Raw genomic sequence first — 15,670 nt, 5'->3', positions numbered from 1 at the left:
TCGGGGATCTTGCGCACCCCCCTCGGTGACCGTAAAGCCCCTTGTCAAGGCTGTTTAAAGAAGGCATTCCAGCCGCCTGCGGGTGACTGGCCGACGTCAAGCGTACGGAGCTTCGCGAGCACCGCCGGATCTTGGACGTCGAGCCAGTCGACGAACTGCCGGAAGGAGACCAGCCGTACGTCCGGCTTACCGGCAATGCGCTTGATCACTTCTTCGACGGCATCCATATAGATTCCGCCGTTCCACTCCTCGAAGTGGTTGCCGATGTAGAAGGGTGCGCGATTCGTCTCGTACGCGCGCTGAAAACCCTGCGTATAGGCACCGGCCGCCTGCTTGCGCCAGCCCGGATAGCGGGACGGCATGCCCTTGGTCGAATTCAGCGACTGATTGGCGAGGATGTTGTAGTCCATGGAGAGGACTTCGAAGGAGTGCCCGGGGAACGGCATGCCCTGGAGCGGAAGATCCCATACTCCGTGCCGCTTCTGGGGCCACATCTGACGGCCGCCGGGTGAACTGGCGTCGTATCGCCATCCCAGTTTCCTGGCCGTCGGAAGGAGATTGTCCTGACCGAGCAGACAGGGGGTGCGTCCGCCGATCAGTTCCTTGCGGTAGTCGAAGGGCAGCGGATCAAGGTTTTCCCAGCCGCTGTTGGTCCGCCACTCGGTGACGAAGGAGACCGCCTGGTTGATCTCGCTGTGCCATTGCGCGGGCGTCCAGTTGGCGACCGACCCGGAACCGCCGCAGAAGTGGCCGTTGAAGTGGGTGCCGATCTCGTGGCCGTCGAGCCATGCCTCACGGACGTACTTCAGCGTGTCCTTCACGTGGCCGTCGGTGAGATAGCCGATGTCGGAGGCGCCGCGGAGGTTGTTCGGCGGGCGGTAGAGCGACTTCTTCGACTCGGGCAGGAGATACACCCCGGAGAGGAAGAAGGTCATCGCGGCGTCGTGTTCCCTGGCCAGTTCGAGAAAGCGCGGGAAGAGACCGTTGCCGACCTCGCCCGCCCCGTCCCAGGAAAAGATCACGAACTGCGGCGGTTTCTGGCCGGGTTCGAGAGGGACGGGAGCGGAGGGCTGATTCGGCTGCTTTCCGGTATCGGATGTCGAACCGTCACCGATCAGCCGCACGTTCTTCTTCGGCGCCCCGGCACCGGGACCGTTGGCGTCGCCGCCTTTGGTGCTCCCCTCGGGCCCCGGCCTGGCATTACCGGAAGAGCCGCAACCGGCGATCCCGATTGCGGCTGCGGCTCCCAGCCCGGCGCCGAGCAGACCCCTTCGCTTGATCTCGCGCATATCATCCCCATCCGCGTCGTTCATCTCAAGGCCATACAAACCGGCGAAGGCTTAGATGACCGGAGCAACACGGGGGTTCCGCGAACGGGAACAAATATCGTTACGAGACCAGACCCTTACGGAACCTGCACACCAAAAGGAAAAGGCGGCACCCGGAGAAACCCGGGCACCGCCTGTCCCACCACTTCCCACACGCCTGCCTACGCGCCGAACGCCTTCGACTTCCCCTTGACCGGCTTCGCCCCGGCCAGCAGATGCACCGGTACGAGATCCCGCGCCGGCTCCGTGTACGCGACCGACACGATCTTGTCGCCCTGGTACGTGAAGCTGGTCAGCGAGGCCAGCGTGCACTGCCGCCGCCGCGGGTCGTGCCACAGCCGCCGCCGCTCCACGAAGCTCCGCACGATCCAGATCGGCAGCTGGTGGCTGACACACACCGCCTCGTGCCCCCGGGCCGCGTCGCGCGCGGCGTCCAGGGCGCCCATCATCCGTACGACCTGCTCGATGTACGGCTCGCCCCAGGACGGGGTGAACGGATTGGTGAGGTGCTTCCAGTTCTCCGGCCGGCGCAGCGCCCCGTCGCCGACCCCGAACGTCTTGCCCTCGAAGACGTTGGCCGCCTCGATCAGGCGCTCGTCGGTGGCCAGTTCCAGGCCGTGCGACTTCGCGACCGGCGCGGCGGTCTCCTGGGCCCGCTCCAGCGGGGAGGCGACGACATGCGTGATGTCGCGCTTGTCCAGGTGCTCGGCGACCCGGTCGGCCATCTGCCGGCCGAGCTCGGAGAGGTGGTAGCCGGCCCGCCGCCCGTAGAGGACGCCGTCCGGGTTGTGCACCTCGCCGTGGCGCACGAGGTGCACCACGGTGGTGTCGTCGCGGCTCACGTTCTCGCTCATGAGGTGGCCTCCGCCGCGGCCCGCGCCGCGGCAGGCAGGGCGGCTGCGATGCGCTCGACGGCCGCCGTGTCGTGGGCGGTGGAGACGAACCAGGACTCGAAGGCGGACGGCGGAAGGTAGACGCCCTGCGCCAGCATCGAGTGGAAGAAGGCGGTGAAGCGGAACGCTTCCTGCTTCTTCGCGTCCTCGTAGTTCCGGACCGGCTCGTCGGTGAAGAACACGGAGAACATGTTGCTCGCCGCCGACACCGTGTGCGCGACGCCCTCCTTGGTGAACGCCTCGCCCACCAGTCCGCGCAGCTCCGCGGAGACCGCGTCGATCTTCGCGTACGCGGCGTCGTCCAGCAGTCGCAGCTGGGCGAGGCCCGCGGCGGTCGCGACCGGGTTCCCGGAGAGCGTGCCCGCCTGGTAGACGGGACCGACCGGGGCGAGGTGCGCCATGACGTCGGCGCGCCCGCCGAAGGCCGCGGCCGGGAAGCCGCCGCCCATGACCTTGCCGAAGGTCATGAGGTCGGGGCGGACCCCGTCGATGCCGTACCAGCCGGCCTTCGAGGTGCGGAAGCCGGTCATGACCTCGTCGGAGATGTACAGCGCGCCGTTCGCGGCGCAGATCTCCTTGAGCCCGGCGTTGAAGCCGTCCAGCGGCGGCACGACACCCATGTTGCCGGGCGACGCCTCGGTGATCACACAGGCGATCTCCCCGGGCTGCGCGGCGAACGCGGCCCGCACGGCCTCCAGGTCGTTGTACGGCAGCACGATCGTGTCGCCGGCCTGGGCGCCCGTGACACCCGGCGTGTCCGGGAGCCCGAACGTGGCGACCCCCGACCCCGCGGCGGCCAGCAGCGCGTCGACGTGCCCGTGGTAGCACCCGGCGAACTTCACGATCTTCGCGCGGCCGGTGAACCCGCGGGCCAGCCGGATCGCGGACATGGTCGCCTCGGTGCCGGACGACACCAGCCGTACCTGCTCCACCGGCTCGATCCGGGCGACGATCTCCTCGCCGAGCGCGACCTCGCCCTCACCGGGCGTACCGAACGAGGTGCCGCGGGCGACCGCGTCCTGGACGGCCGCGATGACCTCGGGATGGGAATGGCCGAGAATCATCGGCCCCCACGAGCAGACGAGGTCCACGTACTCACGACCGTCGGCATCGGTGAGGTACGGACCGGTACCGGACACCATGAACCTGGGCGTACCGCCCACGGCCCGGAAGGCTCGTACGGGAGAGTTCACGCCGCCGGGCGTCACGACGGACGCACGGTCGAACAGAGACTGCGAAACTGGGGCTTCGTATGAATACGCCACTTTGGTCCTGATCTGCGGTTCGGGGGTCGGGAGGCCGGGCCGGAAGTCCTGGCCAACGGTGAGCAAGGAGCGCACTCTCCTCGTATTACGAAAGGGCGTCAGCACCCTCGCGTCTGCGAAACTGGGGCGACATTAGGGAAAGCTCACACATGCCATGGTGTCAGAGGCACGGACGGTCTTGCGGACAGGTGTTTCACCGCACGCCCGTGGGGGAGGTCACTGACACGATGATCGGGTTGCGCAGCCGGGGCTGTGTCTCCTAAGAAGTAGTCGGGTGGATGAGATATGCATCGCGGTGGCGGAGTGGGCGAAGGGACGGACGACCTGGGGCCCGAGCCTGCCCGGCGAGGGCGGCACCGGCGCGAGGCCGAGCGCGTACCAGGTACGCAGGCAGGGAACGCCAGGAGTCCCGGAAGCAGGAGCAGTGGCCGCGTGGGGGTGACCTACAAGTACTTCGGGGCCCCCGACGGGGCCACGGCAGCCCGTGTGCCCATTTCGATGCGCCCCGAGGAGCTCGGCGGCGACGAGCTGGGCATGGGCGGCATGTTCACCAAGATCAAGCCGGAGACGGTGGCCGCGATGGTCCTCACCGGCATACAGGGCATACCCCTGCACAAGGTCCCCCCGCTCGAACTGGTCGTCCTCCACCCCGACTACGCGGTGGTCAAGCTCCCCATGACGGTCGTCGACCCCCTGCGCGACGTCGGCGAGGAATCGGTCGGCGCGGCAGCCTTCATCTGGTCCACGGTCCCGGACCGCGGCGGCCCCCGCGACGCGTTCAACGTCTACCAGCTGCTCCACGAGTGGCAGGACTTCTCCCACCGCCTGCATGACGCGGGGCACCAGGCGTACTGCCTGGTGTGGCCGTAACCGGTCGCCCCGACTCCCCCTCGCTCGACCCGGCCCAGTTGATTCGACATGTGTCAACATAGACATATGTCGAACACGAAGGCGTTGCCGCTCCTGGAGTCGCCGGTCGAGCCGTGCTGCCCGCCCCTGTCGGAGCGCCCGCTGACCGTCGAAGAGGCCCAGCGCACGGCCCTGATGTTCAAGGCGCTCGGTGACCCGGTCAGGCTGCGGCTGTTCTCCCTGGTCGCTTCCCACGAGGGCGGCGAGGCATGCGTGTGCGACATCTCCGATGTCGGGGTCTCCCAGCCGACCGTCTCCCACCACCTGAAGAAGCTCAAGGACGCGGGTCTGCTCACCTCCGAACGACGCGGCACCTGGGTCTACTACCGGGTCGAGCCGTCCGTGATCGCCGCGATGGGACAGCTGCTGGCGCCGCAAGCCTGACTCCGGCGTACGCCCCCATTCGGCTTAATCAAGCCAGCGTTTGGCCGAAGAACGATCTTCAGCTGACCTGCCGAACGTGCCGATGCAAGGGGCATCGACACCGAGGAAGGCCCACCGTGGACGACATCCTGCTGGCCCTGTCCATCCCCGTGCTGGTCTTCGCCACCGGTATCTACGCGGCGTGCGAGAGCTGGTGGCGGCGCCGTCGTCCGGCGCCGCCTTCCCCGTACACCCATCGGGCCGCCCGGCTGGCCGAGCAGGCGATGCTGACCCGGGCCGAGGACATCGTCGACGGTGCGTACGAGACGCTCGCCCCCCTCTACGACCCCCCGGGCGTACACATGCCGGTCACCGCGGCCACGGACATCACGGCCGGGCCGGAGACCGGCCCGGATCGCGACCGGTCACAGCCAGCACCTGCTCGAAGGCGCTAGCCCCGGCCGGTACGGGGAACGGCTCGCCGAACATGTTGCCCTCCCGCGCCATCGGCGCCAGCTCGGCGAGAGCGGGACCCACCGCGTCCACCACCACACTGTCGGGCACGAAGTCCTGACCCGTCGCCCGCGCCAGGTCCCAGGCATGCACGGTCAGATCGCCCAGCACCATGAGCCCCACGGTCCTGGCGGGAAGGCCCATGGCGCCCGTGACTCCGTCCTCGGCGCCGGGCACCTCCCACGCCGTCACCAGACGGGCCGTCTCCCGGGCGAAGTCGTCGCGCCAGTCCCCCTTGACGACATCGGGGGTCACACTGAAGTCCACCGCCTGTCTGGCCGCCAGCGCCCGGAAGTTGACGACCACTTGGAAGAGGTGGTTGAGCAGGTCGCGGACGTCGTACTCACTGCACGGAGTGGGGTCTCCCAGCCGCTCGTCGTCGATGCCCGCGATCACGGGAAGGGCCTGTGTGCGGGCGGCTGCCAGCAATTCACTGATCTTCTGCATGTGTACGACGGTGCGCGCCGCGGCCGTCGGAGTCTTGAAGAAACGCGCCACGCGCCGGGACGGCTCATAGGATCGCCCGCATGGCAGGACCTCGACGCGACACCCGGGGCATCGTCGACGCCCCTGACCTGTTCACGCACGTACGCTTCCGCCGCCGGGAGCCCGCCCCCGCCCTGCGGCCGTATCTGGAGCACTACTGGCTGATCGACTGGGACCTGCCGCAGCCGTACGTGTCGCACGTCGTGCCGCACCCCTCGGTGAACCTCGTCTTCCAGCGGTTCGAGAGCGGCGACGAGGGGGAACGGGCCGGATTCGCGGAGGTCGCCGGCATCGGCCTCGAACTCTTCGCCCAGAAACTGGAGGGGCGGGGGCGCGTGTGCGGCGTACAGTTCCGGCCCGGCGGATTCCGCCCGTTCGCCCCGGACCGGCCGGTCTCGCAGTGGACGGGCCGACGGGTTCCCGCGGACCAGGTGCTGTCCGTACGACCGGTTCCGGAGGACGTACTGGACCCGGCGGACGAGGACGCACGCGTCGCCGCACTCGACCGGTACCTGCTGTCGCTCGGCGCCCGCCCCGATCCGCAGGCCGACCGGGCGATGGCCGCGGCCGAGCGCGTGCGTACGGACCGCTCGCTGCGCCGGGTCGGACAGCTCGCCCGCGCCGAGGAACTGTCCGCGCGCTCCCTGCAACGGCTCTTCTCGACGTACGTGGGTGTCGGCCCGAAATGGGTCATCCTCCGCTACCGGATCCACGAAGCGCTGGAACGGGCCGAGTCGGACCCGGACACCGACTGGGCGGGACTGGCCGCGGACCTCGGCTACAGCGACCAGGCTCACCTGGTCAGGGACTTCACCGCGACGGTGGGAGTACCTCCGACGGCGTTCGCCCCGCGCTGAGGCAGCCCGTTGTCAGTGCCCGTTGTCAGTGCCTGGCTCTACAGTTTTGGGCATGGAAAGCACCGCGCCATCTCCCTCGCCCTCCCCGTCCCCCGTACGGATCGAGCCCTGGTCCGAGGGCGACCTGGAGCTGCTCCGCCGGGCCAACGCACCCGAGCTGATGGATCACCTCGGTGGACCCGAGCGCGAGGAGCAGCTCATAGTCCGCCACGGCAGGTACGTGGCACTGAGCGCGGACCGGACGGGCAAGGGCCGGATGTACCGCATCGTCCTGGCCGCGAACGGCGAGGACGTGGGCACGATCGGCTTCTGGGAGCACACCTGGCAGGGCCAGGAGGTGTACGAGACGGGCTGGGCCGTCCTTTCCGGCTTCCAGGGGCTCGGCATCGCGACGGCGGCGACGGTGGCCGTCGCCGCCGAGGCGCGGGCCGAGCACAAACACCGCGGTCTGCACGCCTACCCGTCCGTGGAGAACGGCGCGTCGAACGCGGTGTGCCGCAAGGCGGGCTTCGTCCTGCTCGGCACCTGCGAAGTCGAGTACCCGCCGGGCAATGCCCTGCTGTCGAACGACTGGCGGCTGGACCTGGGCCCCACGGAGGGCTGAAGCCTTGCGCGATCTCCCGGGCGGAAGATGTAATGGGTGGACAGTCATGAACCATTAGGCGCTTCACCGAGCGACGGGACCCACCGATGCTGCTGGCACACATCAGCGATCTCCATCTCGACGGTTCGGACCGGGCGACGGAGCGGGCCACCCGGGTGGTGACCTACCTCAACTCCCTGACCCGGCAGCCGGACGCGGTCCTGGTCACCGGCGACATCGCGGACCACGGGGCTCCCGAGGAGTACGCCGAGGCGGCCCGGCTGCTCGCGGACCTCACCGCCCCCGCGTTCCCCTGCCCCGGCAACCACGACGACCGCGCCACCTACCGCAAGGTCCTGCTCGGCGACGAACACCCCGAAGGGGCGGAGACCGCCACCGGCCCCGTCAACCGACTGCACCACGTGGGCGGTTACGCACTCCTGCTGTGCGACTCGACGATCCCCGGCGAGGACGCGGGACGGTTCGACGACGAGACCCTCGACTGGCTGGCCCGCACCCTGGACGACCTGGGCGACACCCCGGCCCTCCCCGCTTTCCACCACCCGCCGGCCACCGTCCACCACGCGTACCTGGATTCCACGAACCTGACCAACGCGGCACGCTTCGCCGAACTGCTCGCCGAACGCCCCGTCGACAACGTCCCGGCGATCCTCACCGGCCACGCGCACACCGCCATGGCGGGCACCTTCGCCGGGCGCCCCCTGCTCGTGGCACCGGGAGTGGTCTCGACGCTGCGGCTGCCGTGGGAGAGCGGCGAGGGCCCGGTCGACCGCGTCGCACCGCCCGGGGTCGCCTTCCACGTCCTGGACGAGGGCGTACGGGGCGCGGGCGGGCGCATCACCACGCACTACCGCGTCGTGCCGTAACCGCCCGGCAGGAACGCCCGGCGCCGCGGAAAACCCTCGCTGCCGCACCCCGCGCAATGGCATCCTGACGAGGTGAACGGACCGGAGATCGACCTCGAAGTAGCACCGGAACTGCGCCTCTTCGTCGCCCACGAACGCCGGGGCGGACGCTCCAGCGTCACCACCGACGGCTCGTCGACGCTCGGCCATGTCGTGGAGTCCCTCGGCGTCCCGCTCACCGAGGCCGGACAGCTGCTCGTCGACGGCCGTCCCGTACCCGTGTCACACATCCCCAGCGCGGGCGAAGTGGTGGAGGTCCGCGCCGTGGACCGCCCCCAGCGCGTACCCGGAGCCCCGCTGCGCTTCCTGCTCGACGTCCACCTCGGCACACTCGCCCGGCGCCTGCGCCTGCTGGGCGTCGACGCCGCGTACGAGAGCGAGGACATCGGCGACCCGGCGCTGGCCACACTCTCGGCGACGGAACAGCGAGTGCTGCTCTCCCGGGACCGTGGACTGCTGCGGCGGCGGGAGATCTGGGCGGGGGCGTACATCTACAGCGACCGGCCGGAAGCCCAGCTCCGCGACGTACTGGGCAGGTTCGCGCCGGTCCTCGCGCCGTGGACGCGGTGCACCGCCTGCAACGGGCAGCTGGCGGAGGCCGACAAGGACTCCGTGAGCGAGCACCTGGAACACGGCACGCAACGGTCCTACGACGTGTTCGCCCAGTGCACGGAGTGCGGCCGGGTGTACTGGCGGGGCGCCCACCACTCCCACCTGGAATCCATCGTGGCGGACGCCGTCCGCGAATTCGGCGGCCTCGGCACCGAGGCACCGACGGCCCCGACAGCCCCGACAGCCCGGGCCTAGGGCTCGTACGGCGGGGTCAGAAGACGTACGCATCCCCCGTCGCCGGCGCCAGCACCTCGTGCTCGTTGTTCAGCGGCTCGTGGTCACGCACACCACCGCTCCACACCGTGTCGACCCGGACGACCACCTCGGCAGGCCGCGCCCCGAGCCGCAGATCGAGCGACGCACGCCGCGTCTCCCCGTCCGCCGACAACGGCCCCGTACGGCACAGCACCGTGCTGCTGCCGCCCCAGAGACAGCCCTGCGGGAGCCCCTGACGACCCGCCAGAGGCGTCGAGAAACGTAGCCGCACCGTCGCGTCCGCCAGATCCCACGGACCGCTGTTCGCACTCTCCAGCCAGACTCCGAGGCGATCACCCCAGAGGGAGACATGCCCGTGATGAGCCAGATCCGCCTCCGGCACGATGTCCGGGGCCGCGGCCGAGGACCCCGCCCCCCACAGCGCGGTCGCCACCATCGCCGCCCCGGCGGACACCACCAGCAGAGCTCTACGCGTCGCTACCATGCGGCGAACATACCGATTGCCCCCAATCATCCATATTTAATGACCGGTTCGACGCGCCTCACCCCACCCGCACGGCCCACCGGCACGGCCCGCTCACGCCCGCGTGAAACGCTCCCTCCATGCTCGTAGCGCGTTCCATCGCCCTCTTCGTCGTCGCCGCACTCTTCGAGATCGGCGGAGCCTGGCTCGTCTGGCAAGGCGTACGGGGCAGCGACTCGCACGGCGGACGGGGCTGGATCTGGGTCGGCGCGGGTGTCATCGCCCTCGGCCTTTACGGATTCGTGGCGACGCTCCAGCCTGACGGCGAGTTCGGCCGCATCCTCGCGGCGTACGGCGGTGTGTTCGTCGCCGGTTCGATCGCCTGGGGCATGGTCGCCGACGGGTACCGCCCGGACCGCTGGGACGTGATCGGCGCGCTGGTCTGCCTGGCCGGCATGGCCCTGATCATGTACGCACCGCGCAGCCGCTGAACCCCCGCCCGACCGGCCTGCCTATCCTGGCTCCCGTACCGATCAGCTGTCCGAGGAGATCGCCATGGCCGCCACCCCCATCGCCGTCATCACCGGCGCGAGCAGCGGCATCGGCGCCGCGACCGCCCGGCAGCTCGCCGCCGCCGGCTACCGCGTCGTGCTCACCGCCCGCCGCAAGGACCGCATCGAGGCACTCGCCGCGGAGATCACCGAGGCGGGCCACGAAGCGACGGCGTACGCCCTGGACGTCACCGACCGCACCGCGGTCGACGAGTTCGCCACGGCCTTCCGCTCCCTCGCGGTCCTGGTCAACAACGCGGGCGGCGCGCTCGGCGCCGACCCCGTCGCCACCGGCGACCCCGCGGACTGGCGCCAGATGTACGAGACGAACGTCATCGGCACCCTCAACGTGACGCAGGCACTGCTGCCCGCCCTCACCGCGAGCGGCGACGGCACGATCGTGATCCTCTCCTCCACCGCGGCCCTCTCCTCCTACGAGGGCGGCGGCGGTTACGTGGCCGCCAAGCACGGCGAGCACGTCCTCGCCGAGACCCTCCGCCTGGAGATCGTCGGCACCCCGGTCCGCGTCATCGAGGTCGCCCCCGGCATGGTCAAGACCGAGGAGTTCGCGACCACCCGCTTCCGCGGCGACACGGAGAAGGCGGCCAAGGTGTACGCGGGCGTGGACGCCCCCCTCTCCGCATCCGACGTGGCCGACACGATCACCTGGGCCGTCACCCGCCCCAGCCACGTGAACATCGACCTCCTGGTCGTCCGCCCCCGCGCCCAGGCCTCCAACTCCAAGATCCACCGCACGCCCTGACCTCACCGGGAACGAGCACCGGACACGAAGAAGCCCCGGACCGCACATGCGGCCCGGGGCACCGGATACGTGGGCGCGCCGGGTTCACCCCTTCACGCACACGACCTGCTTCAGCTTCGCGACGACCTGGACCAGGTCCCTCTGCTGCTCGATGACCTGCTCGATCGGCTTGTACGCGGCCGGGATCTCGTCCACGACACCGGAGTCCTTACGGCACTCCACGCCCCGCGTCTGGTCCTCCAGGTCCTGCGTCGAGAAGCGCTTCTTCGCCGCGTTCCGGCTCATCCGCCGACCGGCACCGTGCGAGGCCGAGTTGAACGACTTCTCGTTCCCCAGGCCCTTCACGATGTACGAGCCCGTCCCCATGGACCCGGGGATGATCCCGTACTCCCCCGAGCCCGCACGGATCGCGCCCTTACGGGTGACCAGCAGGTCCATGCCCTCGTACCGCTCCTCCGCCACGTAATTGTGGTGACAGGAAATGACCGGCTCGAAGGCCACCTTCGCCTTCTTGAACTCCTTCCGGACCACGTCCTGGAAGAGCGCCATCATGATCGAGCGGTTGTAACTCGCGTACTCCTGCGCCCAGAAGAGATCGTTGCGGTACGCCGCCATCTGCGGGGTGTCCGCGATGAAGACGGCCAGGTCACGGTCGACCAGACCCTGGTTGTGCGGAAGACTCTGGGCCTGCCCGATATGGAAGTCTGCGAGCTCCTTGCCAATGTTCCTGGACCCGGAATGCAGCATCAGCCAGACCGAACCGGACTCATCGAGACAGAACTCGATGAAGTGGTTGCCACTTCCGAGCGTTCCCATCTGCTTTGTGGCACGTCCCTGACGGAATTTGACCGAATCCGCGATCCCGTCGAACCGTCCCCAGAAGTCGTCCCAGCCGGCCGTGGGGAATCCGTGCAGCCTTCCCGGCTCCACCACCTCGTCGTGCATCCCGCGGCCCACCGGAATCGCCTGCTCGATCTTCGACCGAAGCCGCGACAGATCGCCCGGAAGATCGTTTGCCGTCAGGGACGTCTTCACCGCCGACATCCCGCAGCCGATGTCCACGCCCACAGCCGCGGGACAGACCGCTCCGTGCATGGCGATCACCGAACCGACGGTCGCGCCCTTGCCGTAATGAACGTCCGGCATGACGGCCAGACCCTTGATCCAGGGCAGCGTGGCCACGTTCCGCAGCTGCTGCATCGCTCCGTCCTCGACCGAGGCCGGATCGGCCCACATGCGAATCGGAACCTTCGCCCCCGGTACCTCTACATACGACATAACCCCTCTATTCCCCCGAAAAGACTGAAAGCGCAAAACTGGCACCAAGATCGGCAAACGAGTCAGTCGACCGGCATTCACAGCTGCGCGTGCGATACACATTGTGTTCATCGGCCGCCTTCGGGCGGCAACCTGTTTTCGTACCGAAGGGAGCCTGGGACCGTGCGACACATGGCGTACGCACCCGGCGTCGCGCTCCTCGCAGCGCTCGTCGTCGGCTGCAGCGCGGGCTCGGACGGCGAAGCCGACGACGCGGACAGCAAGCCGGGCAGCCCGACGGTCTCGGCCGCACCGCCCGGCAAGTACCGGACCCTGCCCGAACCCTGCCGCGCGGTCCCGCCGTCCACCCTCAAGGACCTCCTGCCGGGCGCGGCCGAGCTGCCGGAGGAGCAGCAGGAGAAGGTGTACGAGGGCACGGCCGCCGTCACCTACGACACCGACCGCAAGGTCGGCTGCCGCTGGAAGTCCGAGTCCCCGGACATGTCCAGGAACCTCGTCATCGACTTCGAGCGCGTCGTCTCGTACGACCCCGCGGTCAGCGACGACGACCGGGCCGGCGAGGTCTACGCGAAGAAGGAGACCGGCGCCGACCTGCCGACCGCCTCGGCATCGGGCTCGGCCTCTGCCTCCGCCACCCCGTCGACCGGCAAGAACGCCGGCCCGGAAGGCACCACAGGAGCCACAGGCGCCACTGGAGCCACGGGCGCCTCCGGCACGGCCGACCCCACCAACACGGCCGACCCCACCGACCCCACCGGCACCCCTGACGCCGGCGCCGGTGCCGAGGACCTGCGACCGCGCGTCCTGGAGAACCTCGGAGATACGGCGTTTCTGGACGATGTGCTCACACGGGCAGGTTCCACCGCACAGCACCGCACGGTGAGCGTGGTATTCCGCACATCGAACGTCATCGTGACCGTCCAGTACACCGAGCAGCCCGCCCTCGTCACCAAGGTCCCCGACAGCAAGGAACTGCAGGAAAAGGCCCGGGCGCTGGCCCGGAAGCTGGCCGAGACGCTCAGCGAATAGCCACGGTCCGACGGCCTCGCACGCGCCCTGTCCGGACGCCCGAGGTCCACGACCGAGGCGCCATCCGGGCACCGTCCGTCGTACCGTGGCCCTCCGGAACACCCTGCGCGACGAACAACCTGCCGACCGAAGACCCGCACGAGACCGCCGTGCCATCCGAGTGAAGGAACCATGCACCGATCAGCTCCGCGACTGTCCCGCATACTCGCCTGCGCCGCCGTCCCGGTGATGCTCGTCGTCGCCGGCTGCTCGTCGGACGACGGCAAGAAGAACTCGGACTCCTCCGCCTCCGCGAGCGCGAAGCCGACGGCACCGGCCATCGAGCCGGCTAAGTTCTCCGAGCTTCCCGACCCGTGCAAGGCGATCGCGAAGAAGACGACCTCGTCCCTGGTCCCCAAGGCCAAGGTCAAGGACGGCACACCGGGCGGTTCGAGCGACGTCTCGGTCCGCGCCGGGTGCTCCTGGAACGGTCTGGACGACAACGGCGTCAAGGGCTCGCAGTACCGCTGGCTCGACGTCGGCTTCACCCGCTTCGCATCGGACCAGTCCCTGGGCAGCGGCGCCAAGCGCGCGACCGAGGACTACACGAAGCAGGTCGCCAAGGCCGAGGCCACCGAGGGCGCGAAGAAGCTCTCGGCAGCGCCGGTCGACGGCATCGGCGAGCAGGCCACCGCCGTGACGTACGGCCTCACCAAGACGAGTGAGGACTTCCAGTACGCGACGATCGTGGCGCGCACGGGGAACGTCGTCATCACCCTCACCTACAACGGCGCGGGTTACGCGGGAGCGAAGGCCCCGTCCTCCTCCGACATCCTGAAGGGCGCCGGGAAGGCGGCGAAGGAGGCCGTCGCCTCGGTCGCCGCCTTCAACGAGTCCGCCGACAAGGACTCCGCGGGCTCCAACGGCACCAAGGCCCCCGCCACGGCCAAGTCCTCGGCCGAGCCGTCCTCCAAGTCGACCTCGTCGGCCCGCAAGACGACCTCCAGGCCCAAGTCCTAGGAACCGGTCACCGGAAACCGTCCGCACATCGTGACGTAGCCCGGCAGGAGCCCCAACCCACCTGCCCACAGGCGCTTTTACGAAGCCCGGCTCCCCCTCGGGAGCCGGGCTTCACCCCTCCCCGCGCAACGAGTGCCCCACGCATGTGCCAGGCTGTGCCCGCGCCGGACGTCCGAAGCCGGACGGGGCGGCAACACAGGCAGCAGCCGAGGACAGAAGTCGGGGAGGGGATCGCGCGTGGCCGCGATGCAGCTGACACGCACGCACCGGATACTCATCGGAATCGTCATCGCCGGTGCGGTGCTCATCGCCGCGATCGGATTCGCCGGTTCGTACTCGGCCGTCCGCGAACTGGCGGTGGAGAAGGGCTTCGGGACGTTCTCGTACGTCTTCCCGATCGGCATCGACGCGGGCATCTGCGTCCTGCTGGCGCTCGACCTCCTGCTGACCTGGATGCGCATCCCGTTCCCGCTGCTGCGTCAGACCGCCTGGCTGCTGACCGCCGCGACGATCGCCTTCAACGGCGCCGCGGCCTGGCCCGACCCTCTGGGCACGGGCATGCACGCGGTGATCCCGATCCTGTTCGTCGTCTCCGTCGAGGCCGCCCGCCATGCCGTGGGCCGGATCGCCGACATCACGGCCGACAAGCACATGGAAGGCGTACGCCTCACCCGCTGGCTGCTCTCCCCGATCCCCACGTTCAAACTGTGGCGCCGGATGAAGCTGTGGGAGCTGCGCAGTTACGAGCAGGTGATCAAGCTCGAACAGGACCGGCTGATCTACCAGGCCCGCCTGCAGGCCCGTTTCGGCCGCAGCTGGCGCCGCAAGGCCCCGATCGAGTCGCTGATGCCGCTGCGCCTGGCGAAGTACGGCGTCCCGCTCGCCGAGACCGCCCCGGCCGGACTCGCCGCCGCGGGCATCGAACCGGCCCTGCTGCCGCCGGTCGCCTCCGCCCAGCCGCAGGCCGAACTCCCGTACTCCGCACCCCAGGAGCACACGCAGGCCGCTGAGCAGGAGTACGCGCAGGAGTACCCGCAGCAGCGCCGCCAGGCCAACGAGCAGGACTTCGAGCAGGACTTCGAGCGCGACTTCCAGCAGGACTTCGAGCAGCAGCATCAGCAACACGGGCACGAAAGCCCGTGGTTCGCCGCGCCGCAGGTGCCGGAGGGCGCGTACGAGGGTGCGTACAACCCGACGTACGTCGAGGGCCTGGAGCCCACCCCGGTCATGATTCCCTCGGGCCCGGGCGGCCGGACCCGCCCCCTCGGTGACGTGGGCACGATCGGCGCGGTCCCGCACCCCCGAAGCGCGGAGCCCCAACAGCACCAGCAGGCCCAGCAGCAGGACCAGCAGCCGCAGGAGCCCGAGGAGGACCCGGCGGAGTGGGCCCAGGAGGACGCGGAGTTCGCCGAGATCGCGTACGCGGAGTTCGAGGCGTTCGTGAAGCAGCACAACGAGTACCCGAGCGTCGAGGCCCTGGACATACACGTCGCGGACGTCCACAACATCAGGCACCCGCGTAGCGCCGCGCTGCTCCGCCGCATGATGCCGGAGTTCAAGAACCGCCACCACTCGGTACTCGAAGCGGATCACATCGCCTGAAACGCCGTTCGCCGGCCGGGCTGAGGAACAGCCC

18 protein-coding genes are annotated in these 15,670 nt (G+C 69.4%); 12 read left to right on the top strand and 6 right to left on the bottom strand.

All coding sequences use genetic code 11. From position 1 onward, the window contains the following. Window positions 1-44 precede the first annotated feature (44 nt). The 3 genes from ACWGO0_RS33515 to hemL form a co-directional block, all read right to left on the bottom strand. Window positions 45-1,289, bottom strand: a complete 1,245-nt coding sequence (locus tag ACWGO0_RS33515; protein WP_453543709.1) for a hypothetical protein — start codon at window positions 1,287-1,289, stop codon at window positions 45-47. 200 nt (window positions 1,290-1,489) lie between these two features. After that, the gene (locus ACWGO0_RS33510; protein WP_453543670.1) at window positions 1,490-2,182 is read right to left on the bottom strand and encodes a histidine phosphatase family protein; all 693 of its coding nucleotides are present in this window, start codon (window positions 2,180-2,182) and stop codon (window positions 1,490-1,492) included. Then, window positions 2,179-3,486, bottom strand: coding sequence for a glutamate-1-semialdehyde 2,1-aminomutase (gene hemL / locus ACWGO0_RS33505; RefSeq protein WP_453543707.1), 1,308 nt, complete (start codon window positions 3,484-3,486; stop codon window positions 2,179-2,181). The genes ACWGO0_RS33510 and hemL overlap by 4 nt, the downstream gene beginning before the upstream one ends. A gap of 285 nt (window positions 3,487-3,771) precedes the next feature. On the opposite strand from hemL, the gene ACWGO0_RS33500 reads away from it, so the two are divergent. The 3 genes from ACWGO0_RS33500 (at window position 3,772) to ACWGO0_RS33490 (ending at window position 5,213) form a co-directional block, all read left to right on the top strand. Then, the gene (locus ACWGO0_RS33500; RefSeq protein WP_453543668.1) at window positions 3,772-4,356 is read left to right on the top strand and encodes a hypothetical protein; all 585 of its coding nucleotides are present in this window, start codon (window positions 3,772-3,774) and stop codon (window positions 4,354-4,356) included. Window positions 4,357-4,422: 66 nt separating this feature from the next. Continuing rightward, complete coding sequence (locus ACWGO0_RS33495) at window positions 4,423-4,779, top strand: ArsR/SmtB family transcription factor (RefSeq protein ID WP_453543666.1); 357 nt, start codon at window positions 4,423-4,425, stop codon at window positions 4,777-4,779. A gap of 116 nt (window positions 4,780-4,895) precedes the next feature. Then, window positions 4,896-5,213 (top strand): hypothetical protein, encoded by a 318-nt coding sequence (locus ACWGO0_RS33490; protein WP_453543664.1) that lies wholly within the window; start codon window positions 4,896-4,898, stop codon window positions 5,211-5,213. Here ACWGO0_RS33490 and ACWGO0_RS33485 read toward each other — a convergent pair. Then, window positions 5,146-5,718, bottom strand: coding sequence for a TIGR03086 family metal-binding protein (locus ACWGO0_RS33485; RefSeq protein ID WP_453543662.1), 573 nt, complete (start codon window positions 5,716-5,718; stop codon window positions 5,146-5,148). The genes ACWGO0_RS33490 and ACWGO0_RS33485 overlap by 68 nt on opposite strands. A gap of 80 nt (window positions 5,719-5,798) precedes the next feature. On the opposite strand from ACWGO0_RS33485, the gene ACWGO0_RS33480 reads away from it, so the two are divergent. The 4 genes from ACWGO0_RS33480 (at window position 5,799) to ACWGO0_RS33465 (ending at window position 8,930) form a co-directional block, all read left to right on the top strand. Then, on the top strand, window positions 5,799-6,614 hold the full coding sequence (locus tag ACWGO0_RS33480) for an AraC family transcriptional regulator (RefSeq protein WP_453543660.1): 816 nt from the start codon (window positions 5,799-5,801) through the stop codon (window positions 6,612-6,614). 52 nt (window positions 6,615-6,666) lie between these two features. Continuing rightward, the gene (locus tag ACWGO0_RS33475; RefSeq protein WP_453543658.1) at window positions 6,667-7,218 is read left to right on the top strand and encodes a GNAT family N-acetyltransferase; all 552 of its coding nucleotides are present in this window, start codon (window positions 6,667-6,669) and stop codon (window positions 7,216-7,218) included. Between the two features lie 86 nt (window positions 7,219-7,304). Then, window positions 7,305-8,084, top strand: a complete 780-nt coding sequence (locus ACWGO0_RS33470; protein ID WP_453543656.1) for a phosphodiesterase — start codon at window positions 7,305-7,307, stop codon at window positions 8,082-8,084. A 72-nt stretch (window positions 8,085-8,156) separates the two neighbouring features. Continuing rightward, window positions 8,157-8,930, top strand: a complete 774-nt coding sequence (locus ACWGO0_RS33465; protein WP_453543654.1) for a Mut7-C RNAse domain-containing protein — start codon at window positions 8,157-8,159, stop codon at window positions 8,928-8,930. 16 nt (window positions 8,931-8,946) lie between these two features. Here the strand turns inward: ACWGO0_RS33465 and ACWGO0_RS33460 are convergent, their stop codons facing one another. Next, complete coding sequence (locus tag ACWGO0_RS33460; RefSeq protein ID WP_453543652.1) at window positions 8,947-9,435, bottom strand: hypothetical protein; 489 nt, start codon at window positions 9,433-9,435, stop codon at window positions 8,947-8,949. Window positions 9,436-9,554: 119 nt separating this feature from the next. Here ACWGO0_RS33460 and ACWGO0_RS33455 point away from each other — a divergent pair, with 119 nt between their 5' ends. Together ACWGO0_RS33455 and ACWGO0_RS33450 are read left to right on the top strand one after the other, a co-directional pair. Beyond that, window positions 9,555-9,905, top strand: a complete 351-nt coding sequence (locus ACWGO0_RS33455; protein WP_453543650.1) for a YnfA family protein — start codon at window positions 9,555-9,557, stop codon at window positions 9,903-9,905. A 64-nt stretch (window positions 9,906-9,969) separates the two neighbouring features. Then, window positions 9,970-10,728, top strand: coding sequence for an SDR family NAD(P)-dependent oxidoreductase (locus ACWGO0_RS33450; RefSeq protein ID WP_453543648.1), 759 nt, complete (start codon window positions 9,970-9,972; stop codon window positions 10,726-10,728). An 84-nt stretch (window positions 10,729-10,812) separates the two neighbouring features. Here ACWGO0_RS33450 and ACWGO0_RS33445 read toward each other — a convergent pair whose 3' ends face one another. Continuing rightward, window positions 10,813-12,006 (bottom strand): RtcB family protein, encoded by a 1,194-nt coding sequence (locus tag ACWGO0_RS33445; protein ID WP_453543646.1) that lies wholly within the window; start codon window positions 12,004-12,006, stop codon window positions 10,813-10,815. Window positions 12,007-12,177: 171 nt separating this feature from the next. Between ACWGO0_RS33445 and ACWGO0_RS33440 the strand changes: the two genes are divergently transcribed. The 3 genes from ACWGO0_RS33440 to ACWGO0_RS33430 all read left to right on the top strand — a co-directional run bounded on the left by ACWGO0_RS33440 (window position 12,178) and on the right by ACWGO0_RS33430 (window position 15,636). Continuing rightward, window positions 12,178-13,035 carry a DUF3558 domain-containing protein gene (locus ACWGO0_RS33440; RefSeq protein ID WP_453543644.1) on the top strand — a complete coding sequence of 286 codons (858 nt, stop codon included), beginning with the start codon at window positions 12,178-12,180 and terminating at the stop codon, window positions 13,033-13,035. Window positions 13,036-13,206: 171 nt separating this feature from the next. Beyond that, window positions 13,207-14,034: a DUF3558 domain-containing protein gene (locus tag ACWGO0_RS33435; protein ID WP_453543642.1), complete on the top strand. Its 828-nt coding sequence runs from the start codon at window positions 13,207-13,209 to the stop codon at window positions 14,032-14,034. Window positions 14,035-14,271: 237 nt separating this feature from the next. Beyond that, entirely contained in the window at window positions 14,272-15,636 is a 1,365-nt protein-coding gene (locus tag ACWGO0_RS33430) for a DUF2637 domain-containing protein (RefSeq protein WP_453543640.1), read from the top strand. Window positions 15,637-15,670: the final 34 nt, after the last annotated feature.

This window comes from Streptomyces sp. NPDC055749, assembly GCF_053617235.1.
This window is presented reverse-complemented; position numbering and strand designations above follow the sequence as displayed.